The organism is Nocardia sp. NPDC004123 (genome assembly GCF_053603795.1).
Window position 1 is genome coordinate 238618 of the sequence record NZ_JBSGGG010000002.1, and the last position, 19978, is coordinate 258595.

The 19978-nt window shown below is 63.2% G+C and carries 27 protein-coding genes; 6 read left to right on the top strand and 21 right to left on the bottom strand.

Annotated features, from left to right (window positions below; translation table 11 throughout):
• Nucleotides 1–60 precede the first annotated feature (60 nt).
• Both ACWEQQ_RS03505 and ACWEQQ_RS03510 read left to right on the top strand, forming a co-directional pair.
• A complete protein-coding gene (locus ACWEQQ_RS03505; RefSeq protein ID WP_452346988.1) occupies nucleotides 61–1185 on the top strand; it encodes a DUF7373 family lipoprotein in 1125 nt (374 codons plus the stop codon).
• 9 nt (nucleotides 1186–1194) lie between these two features.
• Entirely contained in the window at nucleotides 1195–2706 is a 1512-nt protein-coding gene (locus ACWEQQ_RS03510) for a serine/threonine-protein kinase (RefSeq protein WP_452346989.1), read from the top strand.
• A gap of 31 nt (nucleotides 2707–2737) precedes the next feature.
• Here the strand turns inward: ACWEQQ_RS03510 and eccB are convergent, their stop codons facing one another.
• From eccB to ACWEQQ_RS03580, 14 genes are all read right to left on the bottom strand, one after another.
• The gene (gene eccB, locus ACWEQQ_RS03515) at nucleotides 2738–4237 is read right to left on the bottom strand and encodes a type VII secretion protein EccB (protein ID WP_452346990.1); all 1500 of its coding nucleotides are present in this window, start codon (nucleotides 4235–4237) and stop codon (nucleotides 2738–2740) included.
• A 132-nt stretch (nucleotides 4238–4369) separates the two neighbouring features.
• Nucleotides 4370–4702 carry a hypothetical protein gene (locus ACWEQQ_RS03520; protein WP_379381678.1) on the bottom strand — a complete coding sequence of 111 codons (333 nt, stop codon included), beginning with the start codon at nucleotides 4700–4702 and terminating at the stop codon, nucleotides 4370–4372.
• 47 nt (nucleotides 4703–4749) lie between these two features.
• Nucleotides 4750–5052 carry a WXG100 family type VII secretion target gene (locus tag ACWEQQ_RS03525; RefSeq protein ID WP_452338363.1) on the bottom strand — a complete coding sequence of 101 codons (303 nt, stop codon included), beginning with the start codon at nucleotides 5050–5052 and terminating at the stop codon, nucleotides 4750–4752.
• A gap of 92 nt (nucleotides 5053–5144) precedes the next feature.
• On the bottom strand, nucleotides 5145–5933 hold the full coding sequence (locus ACWEQQ_RS03530; protein ID WP_452346991.1) for an ESX secretion-associated protein EspG: 789 nt from the start codon (nucleotides 5931–5933) through the stop codon (nucleotides 5145–5147).
• Nucleotides 5930–6958: a PPE domain-containing protein gene (locus tag ACWEQQ_RS03535; protein WP_452346992.1), complete on the bottom strand. Its 1029-nt coding sequence runs from the start codon at nucleotides 6956–6958 to the stop codon at nucleotides 5930–5932. Before ACWEQQ_RS03535 ends, ACWEQQ_RS03530 begins: the two co-directional genes overlap by 4 nt.
• Before the next feature lie 18 nt (nucleotides 6959–6976).
• Nucleotides 6977–7291 (bottom strand): PE family protein, encoded by a 315-nt coding sequence (locus ACWEQQ_RS03540; RefSeq protein ID WP_452346993.1) that lies wholly within the window; start codon nucleotides 7289–7291, stop codon nucleotides 6977–6979.
• A gap of 50 nt (nucleotides 7292–7341) precedes the next feature.
• Complete coding sequence (locus tag ACWEQQ_RS03545) at nucleotides 7342–8682, bottom strand: hypothetical protein (RefSeq protein WP_452346994.1); 1341 nt, start codon at nucleotides 8680–8682, stop codon at nucleotides 7342–7344.
• On the bottom strand, nucleotides 8679–8993 hold the full coding sequence (locus ACWEQQ_RS03550) for a hypothetical protein (protein ID WP_364605502.1): 315 nt from the start codon (nucleotides 8991–8993) through the stop codon (nucleotides 8679–8681). The genes ACWEQQ_RS03545 and ACWEQQ_RS03550 overlap by 4 nt, the downstream gene beginning before the upstream one ends.
• Before the next feature lie 108 nt (nucleotides 8994–9101).
• On the bottom strand, nucleotides 9102–9389 hold the full coding sequence (locus tag ACWEQQ_RS03555; RefSeq protein WP_379381666.1) for a YbaB/EbfC family nucleoid-associated protein: 288 nt from the start codon (nucleotides 9387–9389) through the stop codon (nucleotides 9102–9104).
• Nucleotides 9390–9413: 24 nt separating this feature from the next.
• Nucleotides 9414–9659, bottom strand: coding sequence for a hypothetical protein (locus ACWEQQ_RS03560; RefSeq protein WP_452346995.1), 246 nt, complete (start codon nucleotides 9657–9659; stop codon nucleotides 9414–9416).
• Nucleotides 9660–9863: 204 nt separating this feature from the next.
• The gene (locus ACWEQQ_RS03565) at nucleotides 9864–10637 is read right to left on the bottom strand and encodes an ESX secretion-associated protein EspG (RefSeq protein ID WP_452346996.1); all 774 of its coding nucleotides are present in this window, start codon (nucleotides 10635–10637) and stop codon (nucleotides 9864–9866) included.
• Complete coding sequence (locus ACWEQQ_RS03570) at nucleotides 10634–12517, bottom strand: hypothetical protein (protein WP_452338356.1); 1884 nt, start codon at nucleotides 12515–12517, stop codon at nucleotides 10634–10636. The genes ACWEQQ_RS03565 and ACWEQQ_RS03570 overlap by 4 nt, the downstream gene beginning before the upstream one ends.
• 128 nt (nucleotides 12518–12645) lie before the next feature.
• Complete coding sequence (locus ACWEQQ_RS03575; protein WP_452346997.1) at nucleotides 12646–12831, bottom strand: hypothetical protein; 186 nt, start codon at nucleotides 12829–12831, stop codon at nucleotides 12646–12648.
• 1 nt (nucleotide 12832) lies between these two features.
• On the bottom strand, nucleotides 12833–13027 hold the full coding sequence (locus ACWEQQ_RS03580; RefSeq protein ID WP_452346998.1) for a hypothetical protein: 195 nt from the start codon (nucleotides 13025–13027) through the stop codon (nucleotides 12833–12835).
• 153 nt (nucleotides 13028–13180) lie between these two features.
• Here ACWEQQ_RS03580 and ACWEQQ_RS03585 point away from each other — a divergent pair, with 153 nt between their 5' ends.
• The 3 genes from ACWEQQ_RS03585 (at nucleotide 13181) to ACWEQQ_RS03595 (ending at nucleotide 15244) form a co-directional block, all read left to right on the top strand.
• A complete protein-coding gene (locus ACWEQQ_RS03585; protein ID WP_379394582.1) occupies nucleotides 13181–13885 on the top strand; it encodes a hypothetical protein in 705 nt (234 codons plus the stop codon).
• A gap of 48 nt (nucleotides 13886–13933) precedes the next feature.
• A complete protein-coding gene (locus ACWEQQ_RS03590) occupies nucleotides 13934–14713 on the top strand; it encodes a DUF6585 family protein (RefSeq protein WP_452346999.1) in 780 nt (259 codons plus the stop codon).
• A gap of 111 nt (nucleotides 14714–14824) precedes the next feature.
• Complete coding sequence (locus tag ACWEQQ_RS03595; protein ID WP_452347000.1) at nucleotides 14825–15244, top strand: hypothetical protein; 420 nt, start codon at nucleotides 14825–14827, stop codon at nucleotides 15242–15244.
• A gap of 11 nt (nucleotides 15245–15255) precedes the next feature.
• Here the strand turns inward: ACWEQQ_RS03595 and ACWEQQ_RS03600 are convergent, their stop codons facing one another.
• Nucleotides 15256–15603, bottom strand: coding sequence for a DUF397 domain-containing protein (locus ACWEQQ_RS03600; protein WP_379394576.1), 348 nt, complete (start codon nucleotides 15601–15603; stop codon nucleotides 15256–15258).
• 12 nt (nucleotides 15604–15615) lie between these two features.
• A complete protein-coding gene (locus ACWEQQ_RS03605; protein WP_452338352.1) occupies nucleotides 15616–16464 on the bottom strand; it encodes a helix-turn-helix domain-containing protein in 849 nt (282 codons plus the stop codon).
• Between the two features lie 417 nt (nucleotides 16465–16881).
• Between ACWEQQ_RS03605 and ACWEQQ_RS03610 the strand changes: the two genes are divergently transcribed.
• Nucleotides 16882–17049: a hypothetical protein gene (locus ACWEQQ_RS03610; protein ID WP_379394572.1), complete on the top strand. Its 168-nt coding sequence runs from the start codon at nucleotides 16882–16884 to the stop codon at nucleotides 17047–17049.
• A 125-nt stretch (nucleotides 17050–17174) separates the two neighbouring features.
• Here ACWEQQ_RS03610 and ACWEQQ_RS03615 read toward each other — a convergent pair whose 3' ends face one another.
• Genes ACWEQQ_RS03615 through ACWEQQ_RS03635 form a run of 5 tightly spaced genes read right to left on the bottom strand, consistent with a single transcriptional unit; the run spans nucleotide 17175 to nucleotide 19953 of the window.
• Nucleotides 17175–17552 (bottom strand): toxin-antitoxin system YwqK family antitoxin, encoded by a 378-nt coding sequence (locus ACWEQQ_RS03615; protein WP_452347001.1) that lies wholly within the window; start codon nucleotides 17550–17552, stop codon nucleotides 17175–17177.
• Between the two features lie 25 nt (nucleotides 17553–17577).
• Nucleotides 17578–18633 (bottom strand): hypothetical protein, encoded by a 1056-nt coding sequence (locus tag ACWEQQ_RS03620; RefSeq protein ID WP_452347002.1) that lies wholly within the window; start codon nucleotides 18631–18633, stop codon nucleotides 17578–17580.
• Between the two features lie 19 nt (nucleotides 18634–18652).
• The gene (locus tag ACWEQQ_RS03625) at nucleotides 18653–19042 is read right to left on the bottom strand and encodes a hypothetical protein (protein ID WP_364605520.1); all 390 of its coding nucleotides are present in this window, start codon (nucleotides 19040–19042) and stop codon (nucleotides 18653–18655) included.
• Nucleotides 19043–19061: 19 nt separating this feature from the next.
• On the bottom strand, nucleotides 19062–19517 hold the full coding sequence (locus ACWEQQ_RS03630; RefSeq protein WP_452338349.1) for a hypothetical protein: 456 nt from the start codon (nucleotides 19515–19517) through the stop codon (nucleotides 19062–19064).
• Between the two features lie 40 nt (nucleotides 19518–19557).
• Entirely contained in the window at nucleotides 19558–19953 is a 396-nt protein-coding gene (locus tag ACWEQQ_RS03635; RefSeq protein WP_452338348.1) for a hypothetical protein, read from the bottom strand.
• Nucleotides 19954–19978: the final 25 nt, after the last annotated feature.

Sequence of the window (19978 nt, forward strand, 5' to 3'; positions counted from 1 at the left end):
GAGGTCGATGTAAGACAACTGGCTGTCGGCAACTATCCGACCGACCCACTCGATGTCCGCATGTCTTATCAGCACAGTGGTGCCAGCGGGAAGAAGATCGCCCTGGCACGGCTGGCTGACAATGTCGTGATCGGCGCCGACGTCGACGCGAAGTTCAGCCACAACGTTCTGGCGCTGTCATTGGACTCGACCAATGCGACACTGAATTCGGTGCTGGCCGGTGCGGTGCAGCCCGTATTGGAAAGCAACGGCTTCATTTTCGGCTTTTCGGCAGCCGCGAGCACCCGCGAGCTGTCCGCATCACGCCTGCGCGATCATTCGGGCAATTTCAATCCATTCAACGGTGCCGCGGGTGATCCGGAAGCAACCGCCTTCAATGTCACTGTGCTGCAGTTCCCGGACCAGCAACGTGCACAGGCCGCAGCCGATCAAATGGAAGCCGCCGACTTCGCGGTCGCGGCAGATCAGAACGTTCGTGTCACGCTCGCCAAACAGCCCAACGCGAAGGCCCATTGGCGACCCGGTGTCTCTTCGATGGCTGCCACGATGGCGTACGGGCAGTACGTCGTGAATGTCTATGTGGCACAGCCCAAGCCTGATCTCGATGCGCTTCGTGGACTGGCCGAGCAGATCTTCGCGGCGCAGCTGTCACTGCTCGAAAAGGCACCCGCACTGTCGCCACATGAGATATTCCGACTCGACTACGACCCTGACGCCATGCAACGCCGGACGCTGCATCCCAAGGGATGGCTCAACCCCCACCCTATCGACGAAGCGACCCATACCCCGCGAGGCTATCTCCACTACGCCGACGACCAGGTGGCCTGGAAACAACTGCTCGACGACAACGGCGTCGACCGCATATCGACCGCGAGTAGCGGTGGCTTGCTATTCCGCGCTCGTGATGCCGAGTCCGCTGCCAAGCTGTGGTCCGGAATCAACGGTGCGGCAGGTGCAAACGCCGAAGCACCCGCCAAGGTGCCCGACGTCTCCTGCACCGCGAAACCCGGAGACGAATCCGGCGCTTCATGGTGGGCCTCCAGCGTCGCGGGAACCAGCACCGCCTACGTCTGCACCCTGCACTACGACCGCTACGTCGCCCGCGTGGCCGGACCCCAATTGGTCGACGTGCAGCAGCGGGCTGCAGCACAGTACGCCCTGCTGGCAAACGCTCAGTACATGTGAGGAATTGGGATGAACATCGGACCGGGCACCATCATCCGCGGCTACTGCATCGAGCGCGTCCTCGGCGCGGGAGGCATGGGCACGGTATATCTGGCCAAGCATCCGGAACTGCCGCGCTGGGACGCGCTGAAGGTCCTCAGTCCGCAGTTCAGCGCGGATCCGGAGTACCGGGCACGGTTCGAACGTGAAGCAAATCTCGCCGCGGCCCTGGATCACCCCAATATCGTCTCGATCTACAACCGCGGCGAGGACAACGGTCAGCTCTGGATCGCGATGCAGTATGTCGACGGCATCGATGCGGCGGCCGCTGCCGAAAGGAATCCGCAGTCGATCACGCCTTGGCGCGCGTTGCATATTGCTACGGAGGTGGGGCGTGGCCTCGATCACGCACATCGCCGAGGCCTGCTGCACCGGGACGTGAAGCCCGCCAATTTCCTGTTGTCGATGGGCGACAACGGTGAAGAAAGGGTGCTGCTCACCGACTTCGGCGTCGCCAAGTCCACCGAGGACACCAACGAACTCACCCAGGCCGGTGCCTTCGTGGCCACGATCGCCTATGCCTCACCCGAGCAGCTCAGCGGGCACCGACTCGATCATCGTGCCGACATCTACAGCCTGGCCTGTTCGTTCTTCCGACTGTTGACAGGCCAGAATCCCTACCCGGGAACGCAACCGGCCGTGGTCATGATGGGTCACCTCAACGAGGCGCCGCCGCGGATCAGCGCGGTCGATCCCACTCTTCCCGCAGCTGTGGACGAAGTGATCGCGGTCGCGATGGCAAAGGACCCCACCGAACGATTCGATACCTGCCACGAATTCACGACTGCCCTGAAATCCGCTCTCGAGTACGGAGTTTCCGGCCTGTCCATGACGACTGTGCCTCACAGTCGGTCCACCGTGCCCAGTGAACCTCCGTCGTCAGTATCCGAGGTCGCCCTGAGATCCACGGCCCGTAAACGGCCCTGGCTCATAGGCGGAGTCGCCGCCGCCACCGTCATCGCAGTGGCGGCGGGGGTGGGCGTCTGGGCTACGCAGCACGATTCCACTGCATCAGCGCCCGGAAGCCCGATAGCCGATGCTCGCGCGCAGAATCCATCATTCAACGGGAAAACCATTGTTGTGCTGGATATTTCAGGCGTCAGCGGCCACTCAGCGACCATGGATGTCCAGTTGAAGCCCGGACCTCAATCGAAGTTCCTCGAGGATTTGGGCTTCAATTACAACCCCAACTTTCTTCGCAGCGGCGATGAGCCGAACCCCCGGCCGATCACATCGGGGTCGAGTACGCAGTTCGACGCGATGCAGCCCATCAATTCCGGCTATCTCGTCGCCGTCCGCAGCGATACCGATGCCGGCGGCGGCGGGTTGGTGAACCTGCCCTCGGCGGTCACGGGTAGCAAGGCTTCCGTCATCGTCCTCGACGACCCGTCCGCAGTTGCCGCGATTCGTCAATGGTCGGACAACTCCGAACAGGTCCTCCTCGACAAGCTGCTGCCGATCTTGCGCAAGAACGTCAGGTAATTCGGTGTCGCCCGCTGCTGCCGAACCGTGACTACTGGGTCGGCAGCGTGTCCCAACTCTTCAGCGCATCCTGCTTGGCCAGGGTGGGACCGGGGACCAGCTGGCCGATGATCTCCCACGGGGCCAAATGCGGCGTGCTGCCGAGTCCGAGGATCTGCGCGGTCGCCAGATCCGGGATGCCGTAGCGGATTCCATTGTCAGCCACGTAGAACAGATTTTCGCGCCGCTGGCTGCCCGGTTCGATACCCGTGGTACGAACGAACTCACCGGTGGTCGGCGGCACGTAGACGGCATCGACACGATCGCCGTTAGCTCCATCCTTGGTGGCCAGCTCGACCGGCTTCTGCGAATCGGGGAGCGGAAGACGGGTGCCGAGGAGCAATTGGACGGTCGCTCGGTCCGAAGGTCCTTCGGTAGCATCCGCCTGTTCCTTGCCGAGGCCGCTCTTCTTCGCCCAGGTGACGCAGGCTACCGGGTTGTCCTCCGCGGTAACGATCTTCGGCGTGGAGCTGGGGAAGTCGTCGACCGGCAGCGAATGCACGACCGGGATTCCGCTGATTACATCGGGTGTCACGGACTTGAAGCCGTTCATGCCCTGTGAGTTGTCGGAGCCGATGACCTGCGCGGTGAACGTGGAGATGCGCTGAACACCGTCCGCGAGCACAACATAGAGGTCGGATCGGTCAGAACCATCCAGAGCCGCGACCTTGATGATGCCGCCGACCGGCACAGTGCTCAGTTTGCCCACACCGTTCTCGCCGGTGCGAGGAATGGTGGGCGGGACCAGCGGAGGAACCTTGACGGCCGCACCGATCAGATCGGTCGTCGCGGGCCGAGGCCGCTTGCCGCTCAAGCCTAGTGCTTGCGCGATCGAATCCTTGTTCCGATCGAATTCCGCGACCTTACCGTCGTAGACCAGATAGTCCTTGCCACCCTTGCTCGCCCAGACAGCCGTGCTCGAATCGGCGACCTTGATCCGATCACTGAGCTCGAGGCTTCCGGAGATAACCGCGGTCTCCGCACCGGAGGAGGAGGCTGCCCCACCTGAGGCTGATAGTGGCACCCTGTCACACAACGTCCACTGGGACCTTTCGCCCTGTTCCGTGCCCGGCAAAGCTGCGGGCACACCCGGAATTCCGAGGATCGGGCCACGCGGTGCCGTGTTGAGCTTGCTGTCCTTGACCGACTTCGGGGTTTCACCGGTTCCCGAAATCAACCGTGCCGAAGCGAGATTCAAGGTCGGATACAGGGTGATCTTGTTCTTGTCGTCTTTGTCCCGCATTACGACATAGAGTGCGCCGCTGTCCTTGCCCATCACGATGTTCGCATCCCCGATGGAGCCCTGGGGACGAATGAACGCCATGATCGCCGCGCCCGCAACCACCAGCAACGCGAGAACCGCTCCAACCATGAACGATCGCAACTGCGACCGCATCGGGTCGTGCAGCATCCGAACATCGCGGCGCACCAAAGCGTGATCGAGTCGGCGCAGCAGGAAGCGGTACCCATTGACCTGGGCACGGGTGCTCAATTGGGCTGGCACTGACCAAATCCTTCGTCGAACCGGGAACTACGGGCACGTAGATTACTGGGTGTCAGCCGACGACAGCGCACCCCTCCTGATCGGAGGCGTGCGCTGTCGTGAGCGGCACCGACGTCCTCGCTAGGCGAAGGACTGGCCGACCTTGCTGTCCGCCGCGAGGGCGTTGTTCAGCGCATTCTCGACCGCAGTGGCAACGGCATCCAGCGTCGACAGGCACTTGTCGGCGTAGGCGTTGTCCCAGTGGGACTTCGCGGCAACAACCGCCTCCAGCGCGCCGTTCTCCGCGCCGCTGGCCGGGTTCGACCACGCCTGCTTCAGTCGCTCGCAGGCCTGGCCCAGGTCGCTGGAGGTATCGATGGCCGACGTGCCGTCACCGGCAACAGCGACCAGGTCCTTGTGAAACTGCCGAAGATCCGCCACGAGGGTGGTCATTCCAGCCTTGTCGTAAAGCATGGTGGGTTCCTTTCCAAGTATCCGAAAGTTGAAATGGCCAGCGTCGGCTAGCCGAGGTTCGTGAGGGCCTTCGCGAACTCGTCCTTGTTGGCGATGTCCGTGTGCGAGAACACGTCCGTGCCCTGGCCGACCTTGTCCTGGAATTCATCCATGGCCGCGTTCAGCTTCTGAGACTCGTCATCCCAAGCCACCGCGGCGGCGTTGAACGCGTCGGCCGCGTCACCCGCGAAGCTGCCCTTGGACGAGTCCACCCGGTCGGTGATCTTGCGGAGGATGTCCTTGATCGAGGCGACTACGTCCGCCATGTGGCTCTGGGCCGCCTTGGCCATTTCCGCATCATTTGCAACCATCGTCTGTACCTTGCCTTTTCTTGGGAATGGATAGGCGATGCGTTGCGCATCACCGGTTCGGGGTGACTAGCTGTGTGTGGGTCACAGGTGACTCACGACAGCCACCTCCCCCCAGGCAGCGAGTCGATCAAAGTCGAGATCGACTGCGCGATACGGTGATCACTGCCCGGTGTCAGCGTGGACCAGAGTTGCTGGTCCGGGGCGACCCCCGGTGCGGCCACGATGCGGCCCCGTGCGGTGTCGTAGACAGCGACGGCTCCGGGCGATCGGTCTGTGAGGCCATCGGCGTAGGCGTAGGCCACGATTTCGGCGTAGGCATGGGTGGCCGACAGGGCGAGGCCGTAGGTGGTGGCGTCGGTGTCGGGAACGCCCAGGCTGTAGACGGTGCTCGCGTAGTCCGCGGAAGTTGTTGCGGTGTCGAGGCGTTCGGCCAGGTCTGCCGATTCGGCGCTGAAGGCGGCCAGGTCGGCGGGCGGGCAGGGGCCGAGCGCGTCGAGGAGGGGGCGGGCGAGGGAGGCGCCGGAGCCGTCGGACCACAGGGGGTGGATGTCGAGCGTGTCGCCGCGGCGGATGGCGACGGCATGGTCTTCGGCGCGGCGGGTGACGCAGACTCGGATGGGGCCGTCGGCGGTGTGGACACGCATGGCCAGTTCACGGTCGGGCTGAGCCAGTACGAAAAGGGCTGTGGCGGTGTCGGTGTCGACATCACCGTGGGCGTCGACTATGCGGCGGGCGCGTAGGTCGGCGCGGGCTAGCTCCTGCGCCTGTTCCCATTCCTGGTACGAATCCTGCTGCGGGCCGATCGATAGCACCAGAGGTAGGGTCTGCACACCTAGGTGTCCAGCGAGTGCGATCACCCCGTCGTTGGTGAGGGTCGTCATGAGGCAACCTCTTGACCGGACTCTTTTGCGCTGGAAGCACTTTCAGATCCAGTACTACCCGCGTTGAATGCGATGTCGACCGGAGCGCGCTGCGCGGCCGGGTCGATTCCGCCGAGCACGGCGGGCGCGACCTGCATACCGGAGGTGAGGCCCAGTTCGGCGTCGCCGGTGGGCGCACCCACGAGTCCGGCGCGCGGGATGTGCTCTTCGTCGTTGTCCTGGCCCGTATTGCCCATGGCTGTGGGCGCCATCGATGTGCCGGCCTGTTGAACCGTAACCGGCTGTGTCACCACACGTTGCGTCGTCGTTTCCTTGGCCTCGACCGTTGTCGCGCGCACCTGAGTCAGTGGCATCGGCGGCAGGTTGAGTGAGTCGAGGGACAGCGTCGGCAGCGAGGTCGGCGCGACCGACGGCGTTTCCGGGGTCTCCACAGGTTCGGCCGGTTGCTCTGTAGGCGTCAGCCCTGCGGTCACCTGTGGCGGCGCCTGGTGTTCCCAGGGTTTGGCGAGCGATTCGGTGGCGGCCTCGTACGTCCGCATCACCCGGGCAGCCTCGGCTTTCGCCTTCTCGGCGTCGGTCTCGGTCGCCGCCAGTCCGCCCAGCAGCGGCAGGCCGGCGGCCAGACCGAGCTGCTGCATCAGCTGCTGGAGCTCTTTGAGCTTCTCGACCTCGTCGACGTCCGGCATGGTCAGTTTCGCGAGCTCGTATGCGGCGGCGTGTGATTCCGCCTGCGTCGCGTTACCGGCAGCGGCCGAAGCGGACGCACCGAGCCAGTCCCGCAACGCCTTGATGCGTTCGATGAACGGCCCGCTGTTCTTGGATTCCCAAGCGCTGTCAAGGATTACGAGAATCCGCTCGTATTCGACGGCGGCAGCCGCGAAACCCGCGCTCAATCGCGTCCACGCGAGACCGGCCTCGGCGGCGGGTACCGCACCGGCACCCGTCACCAGGTCGCGCGCCAGCTGTTCGGGCGGCCGGGATTCCCAAACCGTCTCGGTGAAGCCGGGTTTCGTCGGTTCCAGCATCGGGGAAGGTCTCTCCGCTCAGCCGGCGAAGCCGAGGACGGACTGCTCCTCGACCTGCCCGAAGGTGTCGAACTGACTACGCAGCGTCGAAGCGAGATTGCGCAGTTCGGTGACGCCGTCACCACCGGAGGCCACGAAGGACGCGGCCACCGAGTTGAGCGTCTGCGCGGCGCGCTGTGACACCTCGTCCGCTCCGGCGGGCGCGAAGTCGAGCTTGACCTGCTCGACGCCCAGTCCGTTGGCGATCCGGTCGGCGAGCGCGTCCAGCTGGGCCGCGGCGTCGCGCGCGGTCGAGGCGTCGAAGCGCAGACCGTCGAATGCGTTGGTGCTCATGCCAATCCTCCTGTTACCCCTGGCAATTCGGTCCCTACATCACAGTGATCTCAGAGTGTGAGCGCCTTGTCCGGCGGCTCCTCGATGGCTTCGATGGCGCCGACCACCGGCAGAACCACACCTTCGATGACACCGACCACCTCGTCGCCGTGCGCACCCGTGACCAGGCCCGAGCGGTCCGAGGTGGACTCTTCATCGGCCGCGCCGGCCCGCCCCGCGGCACCAGCGCCCGAGGCCATCCCCGGCGAGGTGGTGGCGGTGGTACGACCGGTCGCCTCGGTGGTGGTCTTGGGAACTCCGGTGCCGGAGGTGACCTCACCCGTCGGAATCCGGCTGGTGCTCGGCGTGTTCGTCGGTGTCGTGGTGGTGGGCACGCCGCCGAACAGGGTGCTGAGCGGACTGCCGCCGCCACCGTCGGTCTTGCTGGTGTCCGGGCTGTCGGTCTTCGCGGCGTCGTCGGTCTTGGTGGTGGTGTCCGTGGGCGTGTTGGTCTTGGTGTTCGTATTGGTATTGGTGTTTGTGTTCGTATTGGTATTGCTGTTGCTCAGAGCCGAGCTGATGTCGCTGGCGCCGGTGGAGACGACCGAAGCACCCTTCTCGACCAGCTTTTCCGCGACCGTCGGCGCGACGCTGGCCATGGGCTGCAGCGCGGTGCCCACCATGTTCACCAGATCCGCGATATTGGATGCGATCGGCGCGCCCGCGATCATGATCTTCGTTCCGGCCGCGGTGATCTCGGCGGTGCTGCCCGCCAGCTCGGCGCTGGTCTTGGCCGCGATGGCCGTGCCTTCCGTGATCGCGTCGGTCGCGGTCGCGATCAACCACGGGATGCCGGCGGGAGTCGCCAGCATCGCGATGCCCGCGGTCACCTCCGCGACGAATTTTGCTATGACAGCGCTAATTTCGGCATAGCCCTCAGCGACGATGGCCTCGGCGCTCAGCAGGATCCCGTGCTGCTGAGCCCCCTGCGCGGCCACCTCGACGCTGTTGGCCTCGACCGTCTTACTCTTGTCCTCCGCGGCATTGGCGGCATCGCCGGTCCAGGTGTTCATGACCGTGCTGGTCGCCGACTTGCTCTGCGACACAGCGGAAGTCAGCGCACTGATCAGCGAGGTCAGAATGGTCGCCGGATTGAAACTGCTGTTGCCCAGGCTCCCCGTCCCGAACGACTGCAGCAAACTGACGACCGGCTGGATCAGGCTCGTCAGGTCGATCGTCGGCAGCGTGGGCATCTGTATCCCCGACAGATCCGGCAGGCTGATCGACGAAAGTTGGGGCAGCTGAGGCAATCCCAGATTGCTCAATACATCCGAGACCGGAGTATCGAGGTACTGACCGATCGGACTGCTGCGGAGCTCGTCCAGCACGGTCGGATTCGACGGGTTGGTCACAGCACCGTCGATAGGAAGCTCGCCGCCGAGGTGACTTCGTTGGTCCCGTAGGCCCCGACAGCCGCGTACGCCGTGGTCGCGGTGTCCGCGTGGACCGCCGCGATTTCCGCTGAGGACAACAGGTAATTACCTTGCGCGACAGCGAACGCCGCCAGGAACTCCTGCCCGATCAGCCCGAACACCGGCACCGCCTGCGCGAGCGCGGTAGCCACATCGGCTCCGGCTGCCCCCGCGACCTGCGCAGCGATGCCCGCCTTCTGAGTGCCGTACGCCAAGATGGGCGCGAATTCCGCCGCCACATGATCGGCCATGAGTGTCCCTCCCACTACCTATGATCGTGCTCAGACTACAAGTGCGAAAATTCTTGTGCCAGACCGCAAGATGCAAACTCTGGCTCAAAGTTCTGTAAACAAACCGGCCTAGCCGGCCATCTCCTCGTTGAACCGGTCGACGACCTCGGCCCGCCGCTCGAACGCCTTCCGCGCAGCCTGCGCCGCAGTCGACACCACAGCCTGCTCGAACTCGGCCGGCGTCATCCGCGAAACAGCGCTGGTGAACCGCAGATCCTTGAGCGCCCCGTTCCCGTCGACCTCGGCCGTCACGGCCCCGTCCTCGGAAGTCTCCCGCCCCCGAACCGCAGCCATCTGATCAGCCAAATCCTGAAACCGATACAGCTGCCGCCGAACCTGCTCCTGCAGCTCATCCATAGACGAAACCACGCGCGCCCCCTCTCACACCGTCCTGAGCCAACTCTGCGGCTCAGTATCGTAGTCCTGCTCCTCGACAATCTCTTGTCGAGCAACGTCGGCCTCGGTGGGCAGCCCGGTCCGCGCGAGCCCGGCAGCCCCAAGCCCGGCCTCCTCCAACTGCTTCCGCAGCGCGAGGCCAGCCCGATTCGCAGCCTTCTGGCACAGCCGCAAGACCTCCCCAGCGAGCTGACCCGGATCCCGGTGCAGCTCAGTGGATTCGACCTTCACGGCCAATGGCAACCCCTGATTGGTCGCCCGCACCCGAATAGACCCGGACGTGCTGGCAACAACTAGCGAGGCCCAATCCCCCTCGCCAGCACCAGAACTGGTCGCCCCCGACTCAGTCATGCCGAACTCCCTCCCAGTTAGCTATGCGTATGAGTATCACAGGCCGCTTCGACAAGCCAACAGCATTTCGATGCGCGGATGCGTTCACCCGCGCTCGTCCTTGATGGTCTGCACCACGGCGGCGACATAGTTGTTGACTACCGAGATGAATCTGGTCTGATCGACCGCGAGTGCGCGCTGGGGGTTCTCGACCATGACGTAACGACCGTCATCTTCGATATCGCGGAAACGCACGATGTGGCTGGTGATTCCACGCGGACCGAACACCGATCGGCCCTGCACGATCCGGACCTCACCGGCCGTCGTGATGGACTGCGCCATGAATTCCCGCGTGCGGGAGACCGCGGTGTCCGGTGCGGCGGCGACGGACGAACGGCCGAAATCGTGGTCCAGATCTTGCTCGCGTGAGGCCAATCCGATGTCGCCGAGGCGGCCCCGCTCGACGGAAGGCATGGCACGAACGATTTCGTCGGCGAGCTGGATGGGATCACATTCGGTCACCGTGTAGCCGCCACGTTGGAAGTAGCTCGTGCCGGGCGACTGTTTGATCACATAGCCCTTTGGTCCCTTACGCGTAGCGCGGGCCCGAATCATCGAGCCGATACCGAAGCGGTCCCGTTCATCCCATCCGTAAGCGGTCAGGAACAGATCGGGGTTTGCCATGGCGTCGAAAACGAGCTCGAAATTACCGCCGACCTTGTGGCTCAGGCTTTCCCGAGCCTCCGACTGCTCGGCGTCGAATTCGTCCGCGGTCTGCGTGGCCGAGGTGAACAAGAATGGCTTCGGCGGCGCTTGCCCCGTCCGATCCATCCAGAGGGCGTAGAACTCGGCCTCGGTGAATCGCCAGCTCGGCGTCATTTCTCCGCCACCGGGGTGACCGCGGCCGGAGCCTCACCGAGAACTTCTTCGAGATTGTCGAGGTTCGTGAGGAACTGCGGACGCTTGTGTTCCTTGCCCTGCCCCTGCGAACCCGCCGACATCGGCGAACCACCCATACCGCCGGTTGAGCCGCTGGAGGAGGCCGAGGACGTAGACGCCAGTCCTGCACGCGAAGTCGTGGTTTCCTCCGCGTCCGTCTCGGTCGTCGTTGTCTGGTTGGCGGAACGAGGAGCGATCTGAGTCTTCGGTGTCTGGGGCGACCCGGGGCTAGTGGGCGTGCCACCCGTGGGGCTGCCTCCGGTCGGGGTTCCGCCGGGTGTATCGGTGTTCGGAATCAAGCCCAGGTTCTGCAACTGCTGAGTGAGCTGATCCGTCGGATCGGTGGTCTTCGTCGTGGTCTGTGTTTGCGTCAGCGCCGTTTCGACCGCCGAGGCGAGCTTCTCGACGCCCTGCTCGGCGGCGGTGATGCCAGCCTGAAGCACCGTGCTGGCCTGCGTGATCAGCGTCTGGAGCGTCGTGTCAGTCGTTGTTGTCGGCGTGTCGGTCTTCTTGGGATCGGTGTCCTTCGGATCAGTGTTGGTCGGCTGTTGACCGTCCGGGTTGTCGATATTGGGTGTCTGGGTGGTCGGGGTCTGCGTGGTGGGAGTACCCGCCGGCTGCTTCGCATTCGGATCCGGCTGATCGGTGGGTGCCGGGCCCGGCGGCGTTATCGAGACCGCAGCCTTCGGGTCGGGGATGATGGGCACCGCACCGCTCGAGTCCCTGACGCCATTGCCGTACCACTCATCCCATGCCTGCCGCATCTCGTTCATCGCTTCATCGACGGAACTCTGCGAAATGGGCATCTCGACGGCCGATTCTCCCGCCGCGACAAGTTCGGTGGTCTGCGAAATACTCTTGTACGGCAAGAAATTCTGCAGCTTCTTCAGCCATCCCTCGGCAAAGGCGAGATTGACGCTCATCAAATCCATCGAATCGGTCAGAGTCTTCACATTGTCGAGGTAGTGCCCGATCCCGTCCCGCGCCTGCTTGGCAGCGTCGGAGGCCCAGATCTTGTCCCCGATCGAGTTGTCACCCTGGTAGCCCGTCAGATACTGGTCCTTGGCCGCGGAAAAAGTAGACGCCTGACTCTTGATGTAAGCGCTCGCGGTCTTCCAGTCCTGCGCATGCTGCGCGAGCACGCTGAGGATCGTGGAATCATGAATATATTGCCAGTGATTATGGAAATCGTCCCAGCCGTATTGGCTGCCCGGTTCGGGAGTAATCTGCTTACCGTCCAACGCAATCCCCGCAGCCTTGGCAGCGGAGCTGAGCTGGCCCGCCTGGTCTGTGCTCTGGAGCTTGTTGGAGTAGTCGTCCTTCGACGTTCCGGACCACTCGTAGACGTTGCCCCTATTGGATTGCCCCCATCCCGGCAGGCTGACGGAGTCGACGTGCTGTGTCAGCGCGGCCAGCGGAGACGTCGCCAATCCGGGCTGCCCACTCGCGTGCATACCGGTGAATCTGTCGCGCACATTCTGGTCGAAGTTCACAGCTGACGTCTGATCAGCGTCCGCGTACGCCTTATTCGCCCCGACGAAGGCCTCACCCATACTGGTGAGAACTTCCACATGGTCCTTCGCGACCGTGCCGCCCAGACGCTGCGTAGCTGCATTGAGCTTGTCCGCGAGCATCCGCCCGGAGTCTCGCTGATTGAACGGTTGCAGGTTCGTCTCCGGCTGGACCAGAGCCAGAGCCGCGTTCACGACCGTCAACATGTCGGCGGCCTGCTGCGCCATCGTCTGGGCGGCTCCGGAGTCGAAGTACACACCCTTCTGGCCGTCGTTTCTGAGATTGGTGAAGGCGTCGCCATCGGCCACGAAACGTTCTCCCTCCCCGTCCAACAGCGTTGCGACCCAACACTGATACGGCTTCGACTACACCGCGTTGCGTTACCCAGCCCCCGGTGACGATACGGCCCGACCGTACCACCGGCGGGAGATTGTGGTCATCCGGTGGTGATCACGCGTACAGCGAGATTTTTCTCCTCCGGACTGACCTCGCGGAACTGGAAGTCACGAGCGATGATGTGGCTCACCAGCTCTGGGTCTGGCGGAAAGGCGTGCGTGCGTAGGTAGTGGGATACCGCGCCGGACCAGATCCAGACGCCGTCGGTGCGGAAAGTCAGGGGCACGTCACGGACGGAGGGGATGAATTCGTCGGCCTCGAAACTGCGCGGCCAGGACGATCGGGGCGGAGTCGAGGTAGGCGAGGAGCCGGTCACGCAGGTGTGAGGGCAGCGACGCCCTGACTGCGACCGGGCGACCGTTTTCGTCGCGGTGGTCATAGACGCGCGCGAGCCTTGGAAGCTCGTCGAATTCGGCACTCACCCTTGGAACCCTCCCACCCCGACACGTTTCAGACGATCCTAGCCGGGCAGTCGCAGGGCCGCTGGCCAGCGGACATAGCTGTCGAATAGCGGCGTATCCGGGCGGTGACTAAGCTGCGGGCGGTTGATGGACGCTTGATTACAGGGGGAGTTCATGGTTATTGCCATTGTCATCGGGGTGGTCATCGTCGTGGCGTGGGGTGCGCTGGCGATCAGTGGCACTGCGAAGAACCGTGAGGCGCATGCGGCGATGGCGGCCGCGATGGGTGGTGTGCCCAGCTGGCCCACTGAGGTCTGGCGCGAGCAACACGCGAAGGTCGGGCTGTGCCCCTACCCTTCGAAGGCGAAATACCAGGAGCCCATCCACGGTCAGGCCCTCGGGTTCCCGTTCACCACATTCTTGGTCGAGCACGAGACCATGTACCTCAATACGATCAAGACCTGGCGACACACCGCGGCCTTGCTCGAAGGCGTCGATCCCACGGTGGACCGGCTGGACCTCCTGTCGACCCAGGGTGAGTGGCTTCTCGAGTTCAATAAGAAATCGGTCGAACACCGCCGATTCTCCAGCGGTGACGCGGAATTCGATCGCTGGTACCTCGGTCTGACCCCCAATAACCCTGATCATGCCCGGCAGCTACTGACGCTCCCCGTCAAGAAGGCGGCGTACGCGATCGTCCAGATTGCCCCTACGGCGCGCATTCGCGTCAACGATGGAGTACTGATCTGCTGGATCCGCGGCACCATCCCCCGTGATTCTGCCGCTTACCTGGAAGTCATACGACTGATGACCGAGCTCGCCACAGCCGTCAACCAGGCTGCGGCGCAGCTCAATAGCGGTGGTCAATACCGCGGGTGACACGCTCGTGCACCATCGTTGGAAGAACGTTTGACGACAGGGGGAATCATGACGCAGCCAGGCCTGCAAACCGATGACACACAGCGCATTTCGGAAGCGGCTGTGCGGGCGGGTCTGGGGAGGCACGTTCAGACCTACGGCGCGGTCACGATGGACTGGCGCGGCATCGGACGACTCGGGATGATATTCGTCGGGCTGGTCGCGGTGACGGTGCTGGGGTTCGCCGTGCGAGTCGAGTTGCTGGAAGCAGCGATGTACTTCGCGCTGATCGTGGGGCTGGCGGCGCTGTTTTCGATTATGCACGGGCTCTTCTACGGGCAGCGGAATTCCGGCAAATGGCTGGAGCTCTTCGAGCATGGGCTGATTTTCGTGTCCCGGGAACAACTGCGGGTGGTTCAGTACGACTCGACGAGCGTGATCCAAGACCTGGTCGACCATCGCCGGAACGGGATCACTACCCGGGTCACCTACGCCTATGAGATGCAGGACCTCGACGGCCGGCCTCTGCGTCTACGCGAGGGGATCGTCAACCCTCAGGAGTGGGGGCCGCGGATCCAGGAAGGTGTAGCCGTCCACCAGATGCCTACCGTCCTGGCGACTTTGGGATCAGGCCAAGCGGTGGAGTTCGGTTCGATCACCCTCAGCCCGGCTGGAGTAACCGGATACAGCACCCTGGTGCAGTGGGCCGAGATCACCGACGTTGACATCGCCGAGGGTCGGCTCCGCATCAAAACCGCGGCCAAGCATCCCTCGATCGCCGTTCCGATCAGCTCGCTGACCAACTTCAACCTGCTGTATGCGCTGATCAAGCGCGGACGCGGGCTGTAGTCGCGCAGGTCTCCGTTGGAAGTTCGTTAGAAGTCGCCTAGTCCCGGTTTCTACCGTCGACAACGTACCCGGCCGAAGCACCGGATCGGGGTCGACGGAAAGGAACGGGCGATGGCGAATCGAATGGTGGCACAGACAACGGCACTGCTGATGGGAGCCAGCGCCGTCGTACTGACCGTGGCGTCGGGAATGGCTGCCCCGCAGGCAACCGCCGCCCCTGCGAAGCAGGCCGACTCGCAGGTGCTCGACTGCACCAGCCGTACCCCGTCCGCCAAGCCGACCAGACTGGAACCCGGCTGCTCCTCGGCCCACCAGTACCTCACCGACGTCACCTGGCAGATCTGGGGATCCGACGTGGCGGTAGGCGAAGGCACCTACCACGTGAACAAGTGCGACCCGTCCTGTGCCGCGGGCACCTACGAAACCCTCCACGCCTGGGTCGTACTCTCGGACCCGAGTCAGGGCATGTTCACAAAGGCGACGATCGCCGACAGCAAGGGCCAGTGGACCACGACGATGCCAGTGAAATAGCGGCCGAACCGCTATCGGAACTGGCCGTCCGCAACGCCTTTCGTGAACGCATCCCATTCGCCTGCGGTGAATGTCAACCGCCTACCGCGGCTGTCCGTCAGACTCGCGGCACCGTCGGCGTCCACCTTGATATCGAGCTCCGCCCCGACCGCAGCTGAGCTCCCCGCGAGCACTACGTCGAGTACCTCGGGCCAGAGAGCACCCGGTACCGAGACGATCGGCCGGGACTCACTCGGACCGGTGTATTTGCTGTCGCGGATCAGAACCGTCTGCGCAGTGACGCATACCTCGACACATTGGCCCCCGTTGCTTCCGCTGTAGCTGGACTTACGCCATAGGCGACCTGCGACCGGGGCCATGCGCCGACTCCCTTATTTCCACTCGGCCGCCCGGCTCCGAATCAGTTCGGCGGATTCACTTTTCGACAGTGCCGCCGCGCGGAGCTGGTCGGCCAACATCTCGTACACTGCCACCCCATCGTAATCCTGCAGGTAGAGAGCGCCAGTCGGGTATTCGATGTAGCCGACTGTCTGCGCTTCGTCGAAGTACAGCAAGGTGAACTCGCCGACATTCCCGCCATGGGCGTAGGTCCTGGTCGGAAGAATCCGAATATCGATGTGGTCGTGCTCGATCAGGGTCAGCAGGTGGTCCAGTTGTTCGCGCATCACGCGCGGACCGCCAACCTCCCGGACCATAACTGCCTCCTCGATGACGGTACTCAAACCCATCGGGTCGGCGGTGTCCGCGACCCGCTGCCTCGCCATGCGGGCCCGGACGATCTGCGGAACGTCAACCGACGCCACCAGCGGACTGCCCGCGTGCAGCGCAGTCGCATAGCTCTCGGTTTGTAGTTGACCGGTGAAGGTCACCGTCTGATAGATGAACTGGCTCCGCGCGAGACCCTCGAGGCCGACAAACGTCTTGAACCAGTTGGGCAGCACCTCGGAAAACGGTGCCCACCAAGTCTTCTGGTCCGCGCGCCCGGCCAGCGATGCGAGCCGGTCGATCTGCGCCACATCGGCTCGGTACAACCTCAGTAGAGCGGTCACATCATCGGGCTGCTGCAGGTACTTCCCGGCCTCCATCGCAACGATCTTCGGCTGACTGCATCCGATCGCCTTCGATGCCTCACTCTGCTTCACCCGTGCCTGCTCCCGAGCGACCCGTAGCTCGTGCCCGATCAGAAACCGCAGCGCGGACGGGTCGGAACGCTCGTTCACCTGGTCCTCCTTGCAGCCTGCGACGAATCTCCCTGCCGACCAACATCATCGGCTCCAGCCCATTGAATCCGCTGATATATCAGCCTATTCTCAATGTATGGCGTACGCCACACTAGCGTCAATCCATATCCCAGATTGCTTGCATGACAGCCCAAACCGTCGAAAGGACGGCCATGTTCGAGCAGTTGAAGGTCGGCACCTGGGCCTGCATCGACGACCAATGTCCCATTCGTCCCGTCGTACACACCGAGGACGAGACAGTCACTCTCGTATTCGGCGAGCCCGGTGGGTTGGAACTTTTCGTCAGCGCGATGGCCCTACAGACTTTGCTCCGAGTCGGAGGCCACGCACTCGACCAGCTGAGCGCTCAACCCCGGTCTGTTCTCCTCATGGACCCGAATCATGAAGGGGAAGACCATGACCAGTGAAGTAGTCTTCCTCATCCTGGGTACTGGAATCGGTCTCATCCTCGGATGGATCGCCCCGGCGATTCGCTCCGACCACCGCCCCGCAGGTACCTCAGTCGCGGAAATACGCGCCCGCATCGACCGAGAATCCCAGGGCTGCCACGACCTCGTCACCTGACTGTCGGGAGCGATCAACACTTCAAGATCAGGGAGTCGTGGCCGTGGCCGATACGGCAGTTCGCCACGGCCAGAGCTCCCTGATCCTGGTAGGAGATTCGAGCGAAGATCGGCATGGGCCTACGACTACATTTTGTCCCACGGTCGTGCCCTCTCGACCGCGCTTCCGCTCTCATCCCAGATCTGCACGGCTCGCAGTCGACCCATTTCATCGAACTGCCTTTCCTTGGCGAGTCGACCGTTCCGATGCCATTCCCTGTGCACGCCTTGGGGTGTACCGAAGTCCATCTCCCCCTGGGACTTCAGCTGACCGTCTGACCACCACGCGCGCTGGAGTCCATGGCTGATCCCATCCACGTAAAAGGCCTGGGCCAAAAGTTGGTCACCGAGTGTCGTCACCACTTCGCCGGTGAAGGGCTCGCCCCGGTACTCGAGTCGCAGATCATCACCGGTGGAGATTTGGTGGTAGTCGTAGGTCCGATCGATCCGTTTCACGGCGCCCATGTCGCGGCCGCAGCTTTCGCAGCGGTCAATCTTGATCGGCGAGCCGGCGGAGATCGGCGAGCGTGGGCGCCTCCTGCTCCGGAATCGGATCGATCACACCGAATGTCCCAGGGGCATTGTCTGGTAGCGACCGGCAACGCCGAACCGCATCGAGCGCCGACAGACCAGCCATATGTGCATTGATGAGACGTGAGCGCCACAGTCCCCCCGCAACGAAGCCCGTGTGGCCGACCGCGGTGCGCGGGATGTACCCGGCGGCATCGTCACTCGTCGACGCCCACACGTACCCGACGATCGTGCCTTTCAGACTGACGGGCAGATAAATGACAGCCGAAGCGGTTTCCTCGGGGTATGTGGTTGTCGGAGAAGGCGCGATCGCGCTGAATCCCTCCGAGCGATCCTCCGGACTGCCACTTGGAAAGGTGCCGTCCTGGACCCATGGACCATCGCCCAACGGTTTATCGGGATTCAAGCGCAGCGCCAACTCCTGGATAGTCCGCGACTCACCTCGCTCCGCGTCACCAGCGATCGCACCGAGTTGGGGGTCCCCAGGCCTTCCACGCCAATACTCGATCGCCTCCGCCGGGGTGAGCCCCATACCGTAGGTCTCTTCGAGCCGATTGTTCCAGTACACAGCGAATTTCACACGATCGACCGCGGACGCGAGGTTCCGGAAGAACCCCGCGGACTTCCCGTCCTGTGACCCCCACAGGTAGCCGATCAGGGTGTCGCCTACCGTGATCGGAAAGTAGAATACCGGAAGACGTGTCCAGGCGTCGTAGTTCGGCGCCATCGCGTCGTCCGCCGACACAAGAGGCGGGAGCGTGGCGGAGGCTCGGATCTCGCCGGACTGTGCGATGTCCGCGGCGTTGTCGGGCCCGAAACCCTCATTGAACTTTGGACTGCTGTCGACGATTCGGTCCGCAGGCGGAACAGCGTCGCGGGCACGTACATCCTCGGCCATCTGCCGGTCGATCTCGTGCAACTGGTCGACGGTGACACCCAGTCTCGCCGCGAGCTTCTTGTCGATCTCGCTGTCGTCGGTTTCATCCGGCGGGGTCACCCAATGCGGAAGCGTCATGGCGGATTCCTGAGTTCGTTCAGAAGTACGCGGAAATCGCAGCGTCGAACTTTGCGTCAGACACGTCGACATCGGTTGCGGGACGGTAGTTTTGCGCGCGCACGTGATCGAGGAACGCAGACGGAATTGCGAGGGAGTAGTTCGCGAGATAATGGATCGAGTCGATGCGCCAGATCCACTCTCCGTCAGAAAGCAGTGATGGACCGTTACGGATAGTCTGGGAAACATCGACCAGATCCGTGACATCCGCCGGTACGTCGAAGACCGGCGTGGCCGACCTCATATACGCGACTACCAGATCTCGTTCCCCAACCACCTGGTCGGTGTACGAATCTCGCAACGACGGAAGTCCTTCCCGCGCTTTTCGGTACATCTCCTGGTAGATACCAACGGGCTTCAGACCGATCACCACCACACTCCTGTGTGCATCAGCCGAGATGTTCCGAGGAAGGCGTGCCCAATCCATGGTGGAACCATTCGGGCATGTGCTCGGCCGTGCGCGGATACCACTCGTTCTCGAGGGCAAAATCGCTGCTCGCCGGACCTTTCTTACTGAATCGAGGAAGTTGGTCACGGTTGTAGTCGATAACAAACCGGCCGGGCGGATCCAGTACATATTCGAACTCGACCCAGGTGCCCAGACCAGGGGCGTACATACCGTCTCGCAAATCTTGGAACTTTCGCCATGCGGTAGGCGGGAAGGAGAAGCCCTGCACAGATCCATCCGGCATCTTCACCCCACTCTCACGCTCAGCGTACCGACCGAGAATCCGACCGCGAACAATCAAGCGCGTCCATCCCATCGGCAGGGTCTCGAGTATTTCCAATGTGATGTCCGACAGCTTCTCCTGTTGTTCCATCGGGTTCAACGGCTGGTTCGACATCAGGCAAGTCCTCCTCGGAAACCGATCATCAATGCACAGCCTACTGTGTATCGCCGTCGGCCTCACGCTGGCGTTCCAGTTCCAGGCCGAACGCCACCCGATCCTGCAACCACTGCGGAACATGCTGCTCCGCACGTGGATACACCTCCAGGTCGCGCGCGTACATCAGCGGATGCAAGTCAGGTGACCACTGTGGATCATCGTTATAGTTGAACGAGATATCTGGTTCTTCCCCACGATTCAGCACAAACCTCGCGGAGAGCCAAGCTCCACGATCAGGCTCGTACATCTCGTTCCGCAGCCGTACCAGCAGATCGGTCACCGCCGGCTGGCTCACCTCGCCCGCGGACCTGCCATTGGCATCCTGCGCGGACACCGCGACTTCGTACGACATCACATTCGCCCAGACCTGCAGGGTAAGGCGCGCCCAGCTCACTGGCGCCGCACGCTCCACTATCGCG